The 17,355-nt window shown below is 58.3% G+C and carries 17 protein-coding genes and 1 tRNA gene; 11 read left to right on the top strand and 7 right to left on the bottom strand.

Going from position 1 to position 17,355, the window contains the following annotated elements:
• Positions 1–77: 77 nt before the first annotated feature.
• A tRNA-Glu gene (locus tag IG616_RS19550) sits at positions 78–152 on the top strand.
• Positions 153–235: 83 nt separating this feature from the next.
• Here the strand turns inward: IG616_RS19550 and IG616_RS19555 are convergent.
• The 3 genes from IG616_RS19555 to IG616_RS19565 all read right to left on the bottom strand — a co-directional run bounded on the left by IG616_RS19555 (position 236) and on the right by IG616_RS19565 (position 3,034).
• Positions 236–1,015 carry a DeoR/GlpR family DNA-binding transcription regulator gene (locus tag IG616_RS19555; protein WP_192150025.1) on the bottom strand — a complete coding sequence of 260 codons (780 nt, stop codon included), beginning with the start codon at positions 1,013–1,015 and terminating at the stop codon, positions 236–238.
• A gap of 78 nt (positions 1,016–1,093) precedes the next feature.
• Positions 1,094–2,290, bottom strand: coding sequence for a coiled-coil domain-containing protein (locus IG616_RS19560; protein WP_192150027.1), 1,197 nt, complete (start codon positions 2,288–2,290; stop codon positions 1,094–1,096).
• A gap of 156 nt (positions 2,291–2,446) precedes the next feature.
• The gene (locus IG616_RS19565; protein WP_192150028.1) at positions 2,447–3,034 is read right to left on the bottom strand and encodes a DUF1134 domain-containing protein; all 588 of its coding nucleotides are present in this window, start codon (positions 3,032–3,034) and stop codon (positions 2,447–2,449) included.
• A gap of 244 nt (positions 3,035–3,278) precedes the next feature.
• Here IG616_RS19565 and IG616_RS19570 point away from each other — a divergent pair, with 244 nt between their 5' ends.
• The 8 genes from IG616_RS19570 (at position 3,279) to IG616_RS19605 (ending at position 11,463) form a co-directional block, all read left to right on the top strand.
• Positions 3,279–3,659, top strand: a complete 381-nt coding sequence (locus tag IG616_RS19570; protein WP_192150030.1) for a YHS domain-containing (seleno)protein — start codon at positions 3,279–3,281, stop codon at positions 3,657–3,659.
• A gap of 118 nt (positions 3,660–3,777) precedes the next feature.
• Complete coding sequence (gene chpT / locus IG616_RS19575; RefSeq protein WP_192150032.1) at positions 3,778–4,422, top strand: histidine phosphotransferase ChpT; 645 nt, start codon at positions 3,778–3,780, stop codon at positions 4,420–4,422.
• Positions 4,423–4,568: 146 nt separating this feature from the next.
• Complete coding sequence (locus IG616_RS19580) at positions 4,569–7,328, top strand: hybrid sensor histidine kinase/response regulator (RefSeq protein ID WP_192150034.1); 2,760 nt, start codon at positions 4,569–4,571, stop codon at positions 7,326–7,328.
• Positions 7,325–7,804, top strand: coding sequence for a chemotaxis protein CheW (locus IG616_RS19585; RefSeq protein WP_192150036.1), 480 nt, complete (start codon positions 7,325–7,327; stop codon positions 7,802–7,804). The genes IG616_RS19580 and IG616_RS19585 overlap by 4 nt, the downstream gene beginning before the upstream one ends.
• A 32-nt stretch (positions 7,805–7,836) precedes the next feature.
• Positions 7,837–8,202, top strand: coding sequence for a response regulator (locus IG616_RS19590; RefSeq protein WP_192150038.1), 366 nt, complete (start codon positions 7,837–7,839; stop codon positions 8,200–8,202).
• Between the two features lie 22 nt (positions 8,203–8,224).
• The gene (locus IG616_RS19595; protein WP_192150040.1) at positions 8,225–9,427 is read left to right on the top strand and encodes a protein-glutamate methylesterase/protein-glutamine glutaminase; all 1,203 of its coding nucleotides are present in this window, start codon (positions 8,225–8,227) and stop codon (positions 9,425–9,427) included.
• Complete coding sequence (locus IG616_RS19600) at positions 9,424–10,293, top strand: CheR family methyltransferase (RefSeq protein ID WP_192150042.1); 870 nt, start codon at positions 9,424–9,426, stop codon at positions 10,291–10,293. Before IG616_RS19595 ends, IG616_RS19600 begins: the two co-directional genes overlap by 4 nt.
• A gap of 195 nt (positions 10,294–10,488) precedes the next feature.
• Entirely contained in the window at positions 10,489–11,463 is a 975-nt protein-coding gene (locus IG616_RS19605; RefSeq protein WP_192150044.1) for an MBL fold metallo-hydrolase, read from the top strand.
• 14 nt (positions 11,464–11,477) lie between these two features.
• Here IG616_RS19605 and IG616_RS19610 read toward each other — a convergent pair whose 3' ends face one another.
• Both IG616_RS19610 and IG616_RS19615 read right to left on the bottom strand, forming a co-directional pair.
• Positions 11,478–12,509: a 4-hydroxyproline epimerase gene (locus tag IG616_RS19610; RefSeq protein ID WP_192150046.1), complete on the bottom strand. Its 1,032-nt coding sequence runs from the start codon at positions 12,507–12,509 to the stop codon at positions 11,478–11,480.
• Positions 12,510–12,533: 24 nt separating this feature from the next.
• A complete protein-coding gene (locus tag IG616_RS19615) occupies positions 12,534–13,775 on the bottom strand; it encodes an NAD(P)/FAD-dependent oxidoreductase (protein WP_192150048.1) in 1,242 nt (413 codons plus the stop codon).
• 208 nt (positions 13,776–13,983) lie between these two features.
• Here IG616_RS19615 and IG616_RS19620 point away from each other — a divergent pair, with 208 nt between their 5' ends.
• Positions 13,984–14,637 carry a GntR family transcriptional regulator gene (locus IG616_RS19620; RefSeq protein ID WP_192150050.1) on the top strand — a complete coding sequence of 218 codons (654 nt, stop codon included), beginning with the start codon at positions 13,984–13,986 and terminating at the stop codon, positions 14,635–14,637.
• Between the two features lie 10 nt (positions 14,638–14,647).
• Here IG616_RS19620 and arsB read toward each other — a convergent pair whose 3' ends face one another.
• Both arsB and IG616_RS19630 read right to left on the bottom strand, forming a co-directional pair.
• Positions 14,648–15,691: an ACR3 family arsenite efflux transporter gene (gene arsB / locus IG616_RS19625; RefSeq protein ID WP_343072403.1), complete on the bottom strand. Its 1,044-nt coding sequence runs from the start codon at positions 15,689–15,691 to the stop codon at positions 14,648–14,650.
• A gap of 43 nt (positions 15,692–15,734) precedes the next feature.
• Positions 15,735–16,085: an ArsR/SmtB family transcription factor gene (locus IG616_RS19630; RefSeq protein ID WP_192150053.1), complete on the bottom strand. Its 351-nt coding sequence runs from the start codon at positions 16,083–16,085 to the stop codon at positions 15,735–15,737.
• Between the two features lie 140 nt (positions 16,086–16,225).
• On the opposite strand from IG616_RS19630, the gene IG616_RS19635 reads away from it, so the two are divergent.
• Complete coding sequence (locus IG616_RS19635) at positions 16,226–17,116, top strand: restriction endonuclease (protein ID WP_192150055.1); 891 nt, start codon at positions 16,226–16,228, stop codon at positions 17,114–17,116.
• Positions 17,117–17,355: the final 239 nt, after the last annotated feature.

Genomic DNA, 17,355 nt, shown 5'->3' on the forward strand with positions numbered 1-17,355 from the left:
GAAAAAAGTATCTTGCATCGGCCCCGCTCTGGCCTTATTAGCCTCCCCATCAGCTGAGGCGCATGCCTCGGTCGGATGCGCCCATCGTCTAGCGGTCAGGACGTCGCCCTTTCACGGCGAAAACAGGGGTTCGATTCCCCTTGGGCGTACCACTCTCTTCCCTTCAAATTATCTGATTACGGCATACGCCTTTTGCCCGAGCGCATTTGAACAGCCGTAGCCGTTATCGCTTACGTCACGCTGGCTGCGGTGACGGGGAGCCGGTTTCCACTAGGGTCACGCCTGCGTCGCGGACAATCTGGCGGATTTTCGTTGAGGGGCATTGGTCCGTCACGAAAGTATTGACCTGAGAGATCTGTCCAACACGCACAGGGGCCGTCCGCTCAAACTTGGTGCTGTCAGCAGCCAGAATGACATGGCGAGCATTTTCCATGATGGTCTGGGTCACACGGACTTCCCGATAGTCGTAGTCCAGCAGGGATCCGTCGAGGTCAATCGCGGATGCGCCAATGATGGCGAAATCCACCTTGAACTGCCGCATGAAATCGACAGCTGCCTCTCCTACGATGCCGCCGTCCGCATGGCGCAGGACGCCGCCTGCAACAACGACTTCGATCTGCGAGTAGCCGCGCATCAGCGCAGCAACATTGATGTTGTTGGTGATGACCATCAGGCCGCGGTGTTGAAGGAGGGCCTGTGCGGCTGCCTCTGTCGTGGTTCCGATATTGATGAAGAGGGAGGCGTTGTCCGGAATCAGGTCTGCGACCGAGGCGCCGATATCGGCTTTTTCCGTGCTGGAAATGATGCGCCGGGCCTCGTAGCCGACATTCTCAATACCGGAAGAGAGCAGAGCGCCTCCGTGAGTTCTGGCAAGAAGACGCCGTTCGCAAAGTTCGTTCAAGTCCTTGCGGATTGTCTGGGGGCTAACGTCGAACCGCTTTGCCAAATCCTCCACCGTGACACGGCCAGTCTGACGGGCGATTTCCAGGATCGCGTTGTGGCGGGCAATCAGCATGCGAAACTCTTGCTCGGAATTTTGGTCAGAATCAGGGGCAGGCTGCTGCCTTCAGGAGCCGGGCACCGGCAGGATTGGTCAGGCGACGTCCTTCGCCGAAGACGTCCCGGTTTTTCCGCCGGGCGTTGCAGACTGCTCCGGGTTTGATACCTCTGTGCTTGCTGCTTCTTCCATCGCATTGGCGCGGCTTGCATTTACGATCCTGCTCACAAGCGCATGAGGTATATCATTGTGCTCGGGATTAGGAATGGCAGCTGCCGTTTCTGTTGATCCGTCAGGTGCGGCAGCACGCTCTGTCTTGTTCTCCGGATCCAGTATCCGGGCGCTTATTTCAAGGAGGCCGCTGCGCAACTCCTTGAGATCCGGTGAGGCGCGCAGATCCTTCCGCAGCTGCTGAACTTGCAACCGGGCGCGGTTGAGAGCCCGGTTGCGCTGGTGGACCAGAGCTGTCAGCCGTGCTTTTTCCGCGTCGGCCCACTCAAGTTCCCGTTCAAGCCTTTGGATGTGCTCATCTACGGGTCTGTCGCTCTGGTCGAGCAGGATTGTCAGCCGGGTAACCTCTGCCTGAGCGGTAATGAACTGGGCTTCTGCGTCAACAAGATCGGCTTCCAGCTGAACCATCGCGGATTGCAGCTCTTGGGCGGAGACTGGCAGAAGAGGATCTGCGGGCAGCCCTCCATTGCCTTCAAGCTGGGCAAGGCGCTTGCGCGCCGTCGCCAATTGGGACTCCAGGCTGGTGATGGTCGCAAGGGACATGGCATCGTCGGCCGGAAGCCAGCTTTGGGCCTGGATGGGCTGGCCATCTGTCTGGCTTTTCAAGAGATTCAGTTCAGCCCGGGTGCTGCCCAGAGCGAATTCGGTTTCGTTGAGCTGGTGGCGCAAGCTCTCCATTTCGGCAATCAGATCCTTGCCCTTGGTTCCGGCTTGCGATTGCAGGGCTTTCTCAAGTTCGACCCGGAGCGTTGAGAGTTCTCTTTCGTGCGCGGCCTTGGTCTTCACGATTTCCGTGGTCAGGCGTCCGGCTTCAAGCCGGTTCCGCACGCTCTGCTCGCGTTCCTTTTCGATGGTCTGCTCGAGCCGCAGCTGCTTCAGCGCATGAGTGGCGCGATCATAATCGTGGCTGGCGCGAACCTCCGCGTAGGTGGCCGGATTGACGGCTTCCAGAGCCTCGCGGGTCAAGCGCACGGAGCGCCGGTAAATTGCCGGCAGGATAGCGAGCACCAGAAGTGTGGCTGCGCAGAAACCCAATGCAACATACATCGCCGCTTCAATCACGCGGGGCTCCGTTTAATAACTTGATCGGCATTTTAATGTTCCGCCACAATCCCATTGATTACAGGCTGGGTCAAATGAGCTGGATGATCAAAACAGGAAGCGGCTCAGCCAGAGGGTTCAGCCTGCAGGGTTGAATGATGCAGGCTGAGAAATGCCTCAGAATGGATTCCAGGTCGGCTCGCTCGTGAACTTCAGGTAGCCAAGGTTAAGACCCAGCCGCGCGCCGACCCCGGCACGAACGGGCACCACGACGATCTCCTGGTTGGCAAGCACAGTCATGCCGACTCCGCCGACCAGATAAGCTGAGCCGTTGACGCCCATGAAGCGGTTGTACATCGCTTGGGTGCTGGGCAGATTGTAGATCAGCATCATGACTCTCGCGCCATCGCCGCCGAAGTCCCAGCCGATCGAGGGGCCCTGCCAGAAGAGTTTGTGATTGCCGGCGTTGCGGGTGTAGAGGGTGCCTTCGCCGTAGCGCGCACCGGCAACAATCGCACCGGAGCCTTCCTCGCCAAGAATATAGCCGTTGGGTTCGCCGTATTTTGCAAACGCCTTTTCGACGACAGATGCGAGCCCGCCGGAAACCGAGCCGAAGAACTCATGACCGGTTTTGACGATTTCGTCTTGCTTGTAGGTCTGCCCTGACTGCGCGGACGCAGACAACGGAACCGCCAGCAAGACCGCTGCAGTCACTATGGCAGAAAAGACGCCGCGGCGAATGCGGCTCAGACTTTCCCAGATCATAAAGAATTTCTCCTTGGCAGCGTCAAATGACCGTCCGGCCAATCTAAGTCCCGATGGTGTAGACTGCACCGGATTATCTGAATGATTCGCACGGCCTTCTGACCTTTACGATCACAAAACGATGAAAAAGTGTAGCTTAAATAGGTCAAGGATATGGCTGCCGGCTCTGGCTGCGGCAATCTTTTGTGCGGCAGCCGGAATTCCCTTTGCGCCGGGGAAGGCCGTCACCCGAACGGATTTGTTCATGCCGGACCCGATAACCGGTTACGCCCTGGGTGGACATGACCCCGTCGCTTACTTCATCGATCACAAGCCAAGAATGGGAAAGAGGAAGTACGAGTACATGTGGGGCGGTGCGGAGTGGATTTTTTTGAACGAAGGCAACATGGCTGCGTTCAAGGCCGCGCCAGAAGTCTATGCTCCGCTCTTTGCGGCCTGCGGAGCGCATGCGCTCTCTGAAGGCTACGTGACAGCCGGAAATCCACATATCTTCGCCTTCGTGGATGGCAAGCTCGTTTTTTTCCACTCTGTAGTGAACAGATTCCTGTTTCTGGCCAACGCGAAGCCCCAGATGGCCGACGCCGAGGCCAATATGCAGAAGACGGGGTGTAAACCGGCACTTTGAGCGCCTTCTCCGGCTTGGCATCAAAGCATCCTGTGTGTATCCCTTTGTTTATCGTTAATCGAATCATAATCGGGCCGGCTATTAGCGGGACCGCAGACACGAAGAGCTTTGAAGCGCCATGTCTCAACTCAAGGATCTCTCCTCGCTTGATCTGTCCGCGCTGGTCGCAAGCCGCGTTTGTCACGACATCATCAGCCCGGTTGGTGCAATTACCAACGGACTTGAAGTGCTGGACGAGGAAGGTTCGGAGGACATGCGCGAGTTCGCCATGGACCTCATCCGCAAGAGCGCCCGTCAGGCCTCCGCAAAGCTTCAGTTCGCCCGGCTTGCCTTTGGCGCTGCCGGTTCCGCAGGCGCAGAAATCGATCTTGGCGATGCCCAGGTCGTGGCGACCGGCTTCATGGAGAATGAAAAGTCGGATCTTGATTGGCAGGTTCCCCGGAACCTCATGCCGAAAAATTTCGTCAAGATGCTCCTGAACCTGATCCTGATCGCCAATCAGTGTATTCCGCGCGGCGGCGTGATTACCGTGACAATGGAAGGCGAACCTTCCGCTCCAGAGTTCACCTTAACCGCCAAAGGGCTTAATCCGCGCATTCCGCTCGGGATGCAGGAAACTCTCTCCGGCGAAGAGCCTGAGCGTGTGGACGCGCATTCCGTTCAGCCCATCTACACGGTACTACTCGCACGTGAGTGCGGAATGAAATTGGCAATCGTTAAAGACGAAGACATTGTCAGAATTACTGCTCTGAAGACCCAATGACAGGCCGGTTGTACGCTTGAGGCGAAAGTCTTCTTTCGTTTCAGCGTATCTTAACTGTTTGGGCTCAACCTCTCTCCATGGACATCCCGGTCCAGACGTCTCCCTGGAGGCGCGGAACCAGTGTAACAGTCGGGTGAGAGCAGGCCATGGACGACCTTCTCAGGGAATTCATTACCGAGACCAACGAGAGTCTCGATGTTGTGGACGTTGAGCTTGTTAAATTCGAGCAAGAACCCAACAACGCAACGATCCTTGACAATATTTTTCGCCTTGTTCACACGATCAAGGGCACATGCGGCTTTTTGGGGCTTCCCCGGCTTGAGGCGATCGCCCATGCCGCTGAAACCCTGATGGGCAAGTTCCGTGAGGGGACGCCTGTTACGCCAGACGCCGTGTCTCTCATCCTGAGCTCGATTGATCGTATCAAGGATATTCTTGCAGATCTGGAAGCTGCGGAGGGCGAGGAGCCTGCCGGAGATGACAGTGATCTGATTGCCGAACTGGAGCGGATGTCGACCAGTGCAGCGGCAACTCCGGTTGTCGAGCCTGTTGCAGAGCCCGAACCGGCACTGAACATCCTTGAACAAAGCCTTGAGCGCCCGCTTCGCCCTGGTGAAGTTTCGCTTGACGAGCTCGAGCGTGCTTTCCGCGAGACAGAAGTCGAAGTGGACGTCGCTGAAGTTGCGCCGGAACCGGTCGAAGAGCCGGCACCTGCCCCGGCTCCTGTGAAAGCAGAAGCTCCGGCAAAGCCTGCCAAGCCCGCAAAACCGTCCCGCACTGTTGAAGCGGATGACGACAAAGCCGAAGCTGTTGAAAAGAAGTCCGGCTCGTCGGTCTCCAATCAGTCGATCCGTGTGTCTGTTGATACGCTTGAACACCTGATGACTATGGTGTCGGAACTGGTTCTGACCAGAAACCAGCTCCTTGAGATCGTCCGCCGTCATGAAGACAGCGAATTCAAGGTTCCGCTGCAGCGCCTGTCCAATGTGACGGCCGAACTGCAGGAAGGCGTGATGGCAACGCGCATGCAGCCGATTGGCAACGCATGGCAGAAGCTGCCGCGTATCGTCCGCGATCTCAGCCAGGAACTCGAAAAGCCGATCGAACTTGAAATGATCGGCGCAGAGACAGAGCTGGACCGTCAGGTTCTTGAAATGATCAAGGACCCGCTGACCCACATGGTCCGCAACTCTGCTGACCATGGTCTGGAGATGCCGTCGGACCGCCGCGACGCCGGCAAGCCGGAAAAGGGCACCATTACGCTGGCGGCCTATCATGAAGGCGGTCACATCATCATCGAAGTTCGTGATGATGGTAAGGGTCTCGACGTCGACAAGATCAAGGCCAAGGTTATCGAACGCGGCATCGCGACCGAAGCCGAAGTCGACAAGATGTCCGACGCCCAGATCCACAAGTTCATTTTTGCAGCCGGCTTCTCTACGGCCGCTCAGGTGACCAGCGTGTCCGGCCGCGGTGTCGGCATGGATGTGGTTCGCAACAACATCGAGGTGATCGGCGGCACCGTGGACTTGCGGTCGGTGCCGGGCAAGGGTACCAGCTTCATCATCAAGATCCCGCTGACCCTTGCCATCGTCTCGACACTGATCGTCGAGGCAAGCGGAGACCGGTTTGCAATTCCGCAGCTGTCTGTGGTCGAATTGGTTCGTGTTCAGAACAACTCCGAGCACCGGATTGAGCGGATTAAGGACACTCCAGTCCTGCGTCTGCGCAACAAGCTGCTTCCCTTGCTGCACCTGTCTCAGCTTCTCGGTATCTATGCCGGTGAAAATGCGGATAAGGCGATCGATGAGGACAACGGCTTCATCGTGGTGATGCAGGTTGGCAGCCAGACCTTTGGTCTTGTGGTTGACGGCGTCTTCCACACCGAGGAAATCGTGGTCAAGCCGATGTCTACGATGCTGCGGAACCTGACCATGTTCTCGGGCAACACCATTCTCGGTGACGGCTCGGTGATCATGATCATCGATCCGAACGGGGTCGCCAGTGCGATGGCAAGCCATGCGTCCAGTACAGTCGCAGAACAGTCGGAAGAAGAAGCCGAAGACCTGCAGCGCCGGACCCAGACAAGCCAGGCAGCAATCTCTATGTTGCTGTTCCGCGCCGGCGCGCCGGAGCCGAAGGCCGTTCCACTGTCGCTGGTTACCCGTCTCGAAGAGTTCGAGGTCTCCAAGATCGAACGCTCCAACGGCCGGGATCTGGTTCAGTACCGTGGTGCGCTCATGCCGCTCGTCTACGTCAACGACGGAGATCAGCATAAGCTTGAAGGCACCCAGCCGATGCTCGTCTTCTCCGACAGCGGCCGGTCCATGGGACTGGTGGTCGACGAGATCGTTGACATCGTCGAAGAGCGTCTCAACATCGAGGTTGGCTCCGAACGTCCGGGTATCCTCGGATCGGCGGTCATCAAGGAACGGGCAACCGAAATCATCGACCTCGGCTACTACCTGCCGCAGGCCTTTGAAGACTGGTTCATGCGCAAGGAAATGGACATTCAGGCCCTCACCAAGAAGGTTCTGTTTGTCGATGACTCCGCATTCTTCCGCAACATGCTGACCCCGGTCCTCAAGGCCGCAGGTTATGATGTGACCACCTGTGTCGGTCCGCAGGAAGCCCTCGATCTTCTGGAAAACGGCGTCAAGTTCCACGCCATCGTCAGCGATATCGAGATGCCGGAAATCAACGGCTTCGAATTCTGCGAAGCGATGCGCCGCGACCCCCGGTTCCGGAACATTCCGATCCTGGCTCTCTCGGCCATGGTCACACCGGCGTCGATCGAACGCGGCCGTCAGGCAGGGTTCGACGACTATGTTGCTAAGTTTGACCGTCCGGGCCTGATTGCCGCCCTCAAGGATGTGTTCTCTGGTGAGATGGGAGTTGCAGCATGACTGTGCTCGAAACCAATGTCGCTGCTGGCGGTGACATGATCCAGTATGTCACCGTTGTGATCGGAGGCCAGCTTTTTGGTCTCCCAATCTCCCAGGTTCATGACGTGTTCGTTCCGGAAAGTGTAACCCGTGTTCCGCTTTCCGCGCCTGAAGTTGCAGGCGTTCTGAACCTGCGTGGCCGTATCGTGACCGCGATCGACATGCGCCGCCGCCTTCACCTGCCGCCGCGGACGGAAGGCACGATGATGGCTGTCGGTATCGAATACAAGCACGAGAGCTATGGTCTCGTGATCGATACTGTTGGCGAGGTTCTGACCTTGCAGGCCAAGAGCGCCGAGCCGAACCCGACCAACCTGGACAAGCGTTGGGCGGAAATCTCGGCTGGTGTTCACCGTCTCGATGGCCGGCTGATGGTCATTCTAGATGTGGCGCGTTTGCTGGGATCCATGTTTACGGAGCCGATGGCAGCGGCTTGAGATGGCAGCTGGAACCTAGGGAGATAATGAAAATGAAACAGTGCCTCGTTGTCGATGACTCCAGTGTCATTCGGAAGGTTGCCCGGCGTATTCTGGAAGACATGAACTTCGAGATTACGGAAGCTGAAGACGGTCAGCAGGCCCTGGATGCCTGCCGCAAGGCAATGCCGGATGCGATCCTGCTTGACTGGAACATGCCGGTCATGGATGGGCTGGAGTTTCTCACGAGCCTGCGCAGTGAAGAGGGCGGCGAGAAGCCGATCGTTGTCTTCTGCACCACGGAAAACGACGTTGCACACATCGCCCGTGCTATCAGGGCAGGTGCAAACGAGTACATTATGAAGCCGTTCGACAGGGAAATCGTGGAAGCAAAGTTCCAGGAAGTTGGCTTGATCTAAATACCACGACTGGATCCCATCGATGCCGTTTGCACAACAAAATATCACAAGCGGGGCAAACCCCGGAACTGATCCCATCAAAGTCATGGTCGTGGATGACGCCGTCGTCATCCGTGGTCTCTTGACACGCTGGCTGGACACTGACCCCGGCCTGAAGGTTGTCGGCTCCCACAGGAACGGCAAACTTGCGGTAGATGATATCGAAAAGAGCAATCCCGATGTCGTTGTCCTCGACATCGAGATGCCCGAGATGGATGGAATGACCGCGCTCCCGCTCATGCTTGCCAAGAAGCGGGACCTCGTGGTGATCATGGCTTCGACGCTGACCCGGCGGAACGCCGAGATCAGCTTGAAAGCTCTGTCTCTCGGCGCTGCCGACTATGTTCCCAAACCTGAATCCACCTCGGAAGTGACCACTTCCGTCGATTTCCGCAGGGAACTGATTGAAAAGGTGAAGGTGCTGGGTGCCCGTGCGCGGCGTATGCGCGGTCCTGTGCGGACCATGCGGGCAGAGACCAATGCTGGACGTACTGCTTCGCAGGCTCCCGTAGGACGGCTCGCTACGGCGGCAGCTCCCTTGCGAGGCGCCGCTCCGGCAGCTCCCCGTGCAACATTCAAACTGCGTCCTTATTCCGCCGTGCGTCCGCGTATTCTGGCGATTGGATCGTCCACTGGGGGGCCGCAGGCTCTTCAGCAGGTGATGAGGGATGTTGGCACCGCCATGCACGATATCCCGGTGGTTATTACCCAGCATATGCCGCCGACGTTCACGGCTATTCTGGCTGAACATGTTGGCAAGGCAGCCTTGCGGCCCTCCAAGGAAGGTGCCGATGGCGAGGTGCTGCAGCCGGGTCATATCTACGTCGCGCCCGGCGGCAAGCATATGATTCTTGAGAAGGATGGCGGTGCGGTCAAAATCCGGCTGACGGACGACCCTCCAGTCAACTTCTGCAAGCCGGCCGTCGACCCGTTGTTCGACAGCGTTGCCAAGATCTACGGGTCGGCAACTCTTGGCGTCATTCTGACCGGCATGGGTCATGATGGGGCGAACGGGGTCAAGACGATTGCCGCCGGTGGTGGCAGCATTTTAACCCAGGACGAAGCTTCCAGCGTTGTCTGGGGCATGCCGGGCGCTGCCGCAAACACGGGGATGTGCAGTGATGTGCTTCCCTTGTCTGAAATCGGACCGAAAGTCGTCCGTGTCCTGAAGGGGAATGCGCGATGACCCCCGCAGAGTTTGAATTTCTCCAAAAGTTCCTCAAGGAACGCTCCGGTCTGGTGCTTTCCAACGACAAGCAGTATCTGGTGGAAAGCCGTCTGCTGCCGCTGGCAAAGGCTCAGAAACTGGATGGCCTCGGGCCTCTGATCCGGCTTCTGCAGCGTGGTGGAAGCAGCAAGCTGGCCGAAGACGTGGTCGAAGCCATGACGACCAACGAGTCGTTCTTCTTCCGCGACAAGACGCCGTTTGAGCATTTCAACGACACCATGCTGCCTGCTCTGCTGCAGTCGCGTGCGCGCACCAAGAGCCTCAAGATCTGGTGTGCTGCGGCCTCGTCGGGACAGGAACCCTATTCCTTGGCAATCTGCATCAAGGAAGCGGGAGCCAAGATGGCTGGGTGGCGCACCCGGATCCTCGGGACCGACCTCTCGATGGAGGTGCTTGAGAAAGCCAAGGCTGGCCTCTACAGCCAGTTCGAGGTTCAGCGCGGCCTGCCGATTCAAATGCTGCTGAAGTATTTCGATCAGAAAGGCGACATGTGGCAGATCAGCCCGGAGCTGCGGGCAATGATCGAGTGGCGCAAGCTGAACCTGCTGGAGAACTTCTCGCATCTTGGCGAATTCGACATTCTCTTCTGCCGGAACGTTCTGATCTATTTTGACCAGCAGACCAAGACCATGGTTCTGGACCGTCTTGCGAAGATGATCCCGGAAGATGGCTACCTTGTCCTGGGAGCTGCCGAAACGGTTGTCGGTTTGAGCGATGCCTTCCGTCCCGTGCCGGGCAAGCGTGGCCTGTTCCAGCGCAAGGAAGCCGTCAAGACCGCCCAGGCAACGCCCCGATTTGCCGTTGGCGGTGCGGTCCCGCGCTGAGTGAGTCAGATCGGAGTGACGCAAACGGCGGCTTCAAGCCGCCGTTTGTCTTTGTAGGCAGGGGCTTGGCGCTGCTCGCGGAAACGTGACACGTCCACCCTTCACTTTTCGTTCATCCCCCTCTTTTTATCTCTTTGATCCGATCCACATGCCCCTGTCGTATGTGCACTGACTACGCCGACATGGGAGACAGAGATGACTGGACTCAATCTGACAATTTCGCGCCGCGCGGCGCTTTTGGGAGCAGGTGGGGTGGCTGCCTTTGCCACCGCTGCGCCAGTGCTCGCCGCTGCCGGGAATGCCGGCACTGGACAAGCTGCCGCCCGTCTGCCCTTCGCCCGCTATTCGATTGGTGGTTTCGAGGTCACGACGCTGCTCGATGGCACGGCTTCCTCTGCTGAGCCGCAGAAGACCTTTGGAATGAATGTTCCTGCTGATGAGTTCGCCGAAGTGTCGGCTGCGAGCTTCCTGCCCACCGATAGCTTCACCAATTTCTTCACGCCGACTCTCGTCAACACCGGCAAGGAGCTTGTGCTGTTCGACACCGGACTGGGAGAGGGTGCTCGCCCGGACCGGGGCAATATGCGTGCTGCGCTGGAAAGCGCCGGATATTCTCCGGATGAGGTGAATGTGGTGGTTCTGACCCACATGCATCCCGATCATATCGGCGGCGTGATGGAAGGCGGGAAGCCGGCCTTTGCCAACGCACGCTATGTAACCGGCGCGAAGGAATATGACTTCTGGTCGAAGATGGATCCCGCCGCAAACGGTGCGGCGAAACTGGTGGCGCAGAACATCGTCCCGCTGGCCGATAAGATGACGTTTGTGGAAGATGGCGGCTCAGTTGTGTCAGGCATTACCGCAATGGCTGCAGGCGGCCATACACCAGGCCACATGATCTACATGATTGAAAGCGACGGCAAGCAGCTTGTTCTGACAGCAGACACAGCCAATCATTACGTTTGGTCTCTTGCCCACCCGGACTGGGAAGTGCGGTTCGATATGGACAAAGAGGCAGCTGCTGCGACCCGCCGCAAGGTGCTGGGCATGCTCTCCAGCGACAAGATCGCCTTTGCCGGATACCACATGCCGTTCCCGGCGGTAGGCTATGTCGAGGCTGCGGGCGATGCCTTCCGCTATGTTCCTGAAACCTACCAGTTGCGGATGTAAGCCTAACCTCCTGATCAGGGCCGGGGGTAGCGTTTTACCCCCGTTCCTGTCACCGAAAAGCCCGTCATATAGGGATCGCGTTCATCCAGAGTGATCGTGCTGGTGCCGGTCTTCACCGCCCAGCCTTCGATGGTCGGAATGATGCCCCGCTTCGAGCCGACCAGAACCTCTTTCTTGACCCCGCCGGTAAACAGTGAGCCGATGACGCTCTCGTGGACGAAGCTGTCGCCCACCTTGAGTTTGCCCTTGCCGAAGAGCTGGGCCATGCGGGCGGAGGTTCCGGTGCCGCAGGGGCTGCGGTCAATGGCCTTGTCGCCATAGAAGACGGCGTTGCGCGCGTCCGCGCCTTTTGCTGCTGCTGGCCCGGTCCACTGAATGTGCGTAATGCCCTTGATGCCCGGATTGACCGGGTGAACCATCTCGTAAGCCTCGTTCAGGGCAGTGCGGAGTTTGGGGCTGATCTGCACCAGCTGATCCACCGGAACCGAGCCGACGCCGGCGAAGTTCTTCTGCGGTTCGATGATGGCGTAGAAGTTGCCGCCATAAGCCACATCGAAGGTCAGACGGCCTAAATCCGGGCAGTCGATTTCCAACCCTTCCGCTGCCAGGAAAGACGGCACGTTCGTAAGTTTGACCGAGGATACGTATTCGCCATCCATGGTGTATTCGGCGAGGACGAGACCCGCCGGCGTTTCCAACCGCGCAAGGCCTGGTGTCTTTGGCTCGAGCAGCCCTTCCTCGATCGCCATGGTGACGGTGCCGATCGTCCCGTGACCGCACATCGGCAGGCAGCCGGAGGTCTCGATATAGAGAACGCCGACGTCATAGTCGCCGCTTGAAGGCGGGTAGAGGATGGAGCCGGACATCATGTCGTGTCCGCGCGGCTCGAACATCAGTCCGGTGCGGATCCAGTCGAAATCCTCCAGGAATTTCTGACGGCGTTCGAACATGGAAGAGGCTTGAATGCGGGGCCCTCCGCCTGCCACCAGGCGGACCGGATTGCCGCAGGTATGGCCATCGATGCAGAAGAACGTGTGACGTGCCATGGAGAACTCCGCTGTGCTGCCGCGTCAGAAACGGCTGGCGCTGAAGGGGGAGAGGTCGAGCTTGGGGGTCTCGTTGAAAATGAGGGCTGCCAGGGCTTCGGCGGTCGTTGCTGCCTGAGTCAGTCCGTGATGGGCATGGCCGAAGCCATAGAGAATGGATGGCGAGGCGGAGGAGCGGTCGATCACCGGCAGACTGTCGGGCATGGATGGGCGGAAACCCATCCAGCGCTTGCCCTGGCTTGCATCCAGCTTGGGGAAGATCGTTCTGGCGCGGGAGATCATGGCGTCCACGCGCTTCCAGTTCGGGTCAAGGTCGAGGCCGCCGAATTCCACGGCACCGCCGAGCCGCAAGCCTGTTTCCAGCTGGGACACAGCAAATCCGTGCCCCGGCAGCATCATGAAATGCTTCAGCGAGATGCCGGGTTCCGGAATGGTGATGTTGTAACCGCGCTCCGTATCGAGCGGTACCTTGTCGCCAAGCTGGGCCGCAAAGGGTTTGGACCAGGCGCCGCAAGCGATGACGAGTTTTTGGCAACTCTGCGCACTGCCATCCGCGAAAGTCAGGCGGGCTCCTTCGCCTTCCGGGCTGACCTGTGCGAGCGTCCGCCGGTCGAAGGTGACGCCCTGAGCCTCCAGCCATCCGGCGATGGAGAGGCAGAGCTTTTTCGGGTCGTCCATCTGCGCCCAGCCGGGAACGAAGGCGCCGCCAACCACGGACGGGCTGAGGTCCGGCTCCAGTTCCAAGAGTTCGCCGGAGGACAGGAGATCGATCTTGATGCCGTGGGCTTTCTGTTCTTCCCAGCCTGCCTTGTTGCGCTCGAACTTGGAAACATTGTCGAAGACTTCGAGACAGCCGTTGCGGCGGACCTGGTTGTGGGTGCCGGTCAGGGTCCAGACCCGTTCCCAAGCTGGCAGCGCGGATGCGTTGAGGGCTGCGATTGCCTGGGTGCTTGCTTTGACCTTGGCAGGGCTTGAAGCCGCGACGAAGCGGAGCATCCAGGGCAGAATTCGGAGCGCATAGGCTGGCCGGACGGTCAGAGGCCCAAGCGGATCCATCAGCCAGCCGATGGCGTCTTTCCAGACGCCGGGCGAGGCAAGGGGGGCAACATCCGTCCAGGCGATGCCGCCCGCATTGCCCTGGCTGGCGCCTGCCGCCGGTCCTTCCTTGTCGATGATTGTGACAGAACAGCCCCTGCTGACAAGGACAGACGCAGTGGCCAGGCCGATAATGCCGGCTCCGAGGATCGTGACGTTCGGCTGGGTCATGTCGCTTGGGACCTGGAGCTCTCCGTCTGGCCGGTCAGCCATTACGAAACGAGGCGGGTCCAAATCCTTCCTGAAAGAAGCGGCCGGGACCGCATTCTGATGGTTTCAGCGCGGAAGAGTGCGATTGGTTTATCTTTTTGTCAACGACTGATATATCAAATGAAAGGCCTGCGGGTAATTTTGCCACCTTAGTGTCAGGGAGTTGCACATGGCCGATGAGGAAAGTCTCGCCCAGATCGCGTACCGCCGTCTGGAGGAGGACATTGTCACCCTGAAACTGAAGCCCGGTGAAGCGATCACCGAGGCGCGGCTGACGGCGGAACTTGGCATGGGCCGGACTCCGATCCGGGAAGCTATCCAAAGGTTGAGCTGGGAGGGGCTTCTGACAATCCGCCCGCGGCTCGGGATGGTCATTGCCGATATCAACCCGGGCGACTTTACCCGGGTGATGGAGGCCCGGCATGCTCTGGAGGTGCTTCTCGCAGGTTCCGCTGCCCGGCTGGCCAGCAAAGAGGAGCGCAGGGAGCTACAGGACTGCGCAGGCAAGATGCGGGATGCCGCGGGCGATGGCGATGTCATTGCCTTCCTGCGGCTGGACAAGGAATTCGACGAGATCGTTGCCAAGGCTGCCTGCAACCCTTTTGCGGCAAAGGCCGTCGCTCCGCTGCAAACCCTCAGCCGCCGCTATTGGTTCCGCTATCTCGGCGATACGGATCTCGAGGCGTCGGCACGGGGGCATCTTGAGCTGATGATGGCCATCGAGGCTGGCCAGGAGCGCGAGGCGACGGTCAAGGCCGAAGGCCTGATGCAGCATTTCCGCCGTCAGGCCGTCAGGCTTATTGCCGAGGTGGAGTGGGTCTGATCAGACCTGCCTACGCTTTGAACCAGTGCCGGGTGCGGTTGGCGAAGGCCACAAGCGACAGCATCACCGGCACTTCCACCAGAACGCCGACGACCGTTGCCAGCGCAGCGCCGGAGTTCAGGCCGAAGAGGCTGATGGCAACGGCCACCGCCAGCTCAAAGAAGTTGGACGTGCCGATCAGGGCTGCGGGAGCTGCCGTGTTGAACGGGACGCCCCAGACCTTTCCCCACAGATAGGCAATCGCAAAGATGCCGTAGCTCTGGATGATCAAAGGGGCGGCGATCAGCGCGATCAGCAGCGGGTCGGCAATGATCGTTTCTGCCTGAAAGCCGAAGAGCAGCACGACCGTGGCCAGAAGACCCATGATCGAGAAGGGTTTGATCCGGCCGGTGAACTCGGCAATGCCTTCATGATTGCCGCTCCTGTCCAGCATCCGGCGCGTGACATAACCGGCAGCAAGCGGGATCACCACATAGAGGATCACTGACAGAACCAGGGTGGCCCAGGGCACGATGATATCGGTCACACCCAGCAGAAGGGCGGTGATCGGGGCGAAGGCGAAGACCATGATGATGTCGTTGATGGACACTTGCACCAGGGTGTAGTTCGCATCCCCGCGCACAAGCTGGCTCCAGACGAAGACCATGGCCGTGCAGGGCGCGACGCCGAGCAGGATCATGCCCGCGATATATTCCTTGGCGCTTGCAGGGTCGACCAGACCGGCAAACAGATGCTCGAAGAACAGGATGCCGAGCGCTGCCATGGTGAAGGGCTTGATCAGCCAGTTCACCACCAGGGTGATGCAGAGGCCCTTCGGCTTCTTGCCCACATCCTTCAGCGAGGCGAAATCCACGTTGACCATCATCGGGTAGATCATCACCCAGATGAACACGGCGACGACCAGATTGACGCTGGCATATTCAAGTCCGGCGATGACCTGGAACGTGCCCGGCATGAGCAGGCCGAGGGCAACGCCTGCGGCGATGCACAGCCCAACCCACAGGGAGAGATAGCGCTCGAAAACGCCAAGAGGGGAGGTGTTCTGCGTGGTCACTGGGGTGTCTCCTGAGGCCTGAAGGCACAAGGGCTGATAGGGATCAGCCGCAGCAGGGCGAACCGGCGTTGCCCTGAAGCATCGAGAAAAGCGGCGCGCAAAGCTCCGGCTTGCCGCCGCAGCAATCATTCAGCAGATAGGTGATAAGGCTTTGAATGGCGGCCATATCCGCCTGATAGACGATTGAGCGCCCATCCCGGCGGGCGTGCACAAGGCCGGACCGGGACAGGACACTCAGATGGGTCGACAGGGTATTGGCTCTCACATCCAGCGCATCTGAAATGGCGCCCGCGGCCATGCCTTCCTGTCCGGCCTTCACCAGCAGGCGAAAGACGTCGAGGCGGGTTTCCTGACCGAGGGCTGCAAAGGCCGTGAGGGAATTTTGTTTTTCCATTATTCGAGAATACTCGAAATATGGAATTGTACAAGTACCAAACTAAACTGCGACAGGCGGTGATTTAGTAATTTGCGATTTGCACACAAACTCAGAATAGCGCCAGATTACCAGACAGTAAGAATCGGACGATCGATACGATGGCGCAGTTAACAATTACTGATATGGCGCTGATTAACAACATCTTCGGGATGTACAGCGGGTACGTGCTGGACCTTAACTCCAAGGCACGGTTTGCAGATTTTTTTCGTCGAGATCTCAGCATTGATATCTATCACGACAGGTACGCGATAAATGGAAACTCTATGGGGAAGCGCTTTCGTGCTTTCCTTGAAATTGCCCCAAATCCTGAGGTGCATCGGGCTCTCACTGCCCTATGGGAGTATAGAGAAACTATCATGCTCGACCGTGGTGAGGTCGAGACGGTGAGCAATGCACGGCAGCGACTAAACGGCCTATTAGCCAAGCTTGGGGGAAAAGAGCTACCGCCGGATCCAAACTTCGCTCAAACACAAACGCCAGACTCAAAGGTGCCTCCGGACGGCATACTATCAGCACTGGAGCAGGAGTTTCTAGCAATCACCACGATGGATGAGGTTCCTCAGCATAGGGGCTATGCCTTCGAACGTTTTTTGAAGCGCTGGTGTGATGTGTGGGGTTTGGACGCGAATGCTTCTTTTCGTACAGTAGGTGAGCAGATTGATGGCTCGTTTCAGCATGATGGAAGTACTTATCTTGTTGAAGCGAAATGGCATACTCGCCCTGTTGATGCCGGACTACTGCATAGTTTTCAAGGCAAGCTTCTTGAGCGTCCGGACTGGACCCGAGGACTCTATGTCTCCTATGGAGGTTTCTCGGGTCAGAGTTTTGATGCTTTTACTGCACGACGCCTAATTATGATGGACGGAACCGATATCTACCATACGCTGAATCGGCGACTCGACATTGGTGAAGTGATACGGAAAAAGGTTCGATATCATTCGGAGCGGCGACAGCCCTTTGTCAAGGTGACCGAGCTTTTTTCTGCGTAACTAACTGAAATACATTATAAGATACGTGAAACATCTTGTGAGATGTTAGGCGCTATACCTGCTTCTCAAGATGGTTGCATGATCAAAGCCTGAGTGCTTCACATACCATTCTCTTTGTCCCTCGTGCGTCCGTAAAGCCTTGCGGGGGAGATGTCAGCGATAGCTGACAGAGGGGGGTGATGCTTCCGCATATGCAGAAAAACCGTTGTTCTTCGAGGGGCTTTGCCCCCTCTGACCCC

Origin of the sequence: Roseibium litorale (genome assembly GCF_014842915.1) — a bacterium.
Classification (GTDB): Bacteria; Pseudomonadota; Alphaproteobacteria; order Rhizobiales; family Stappiaceae; genus Roseibium; species Roseibium litorale.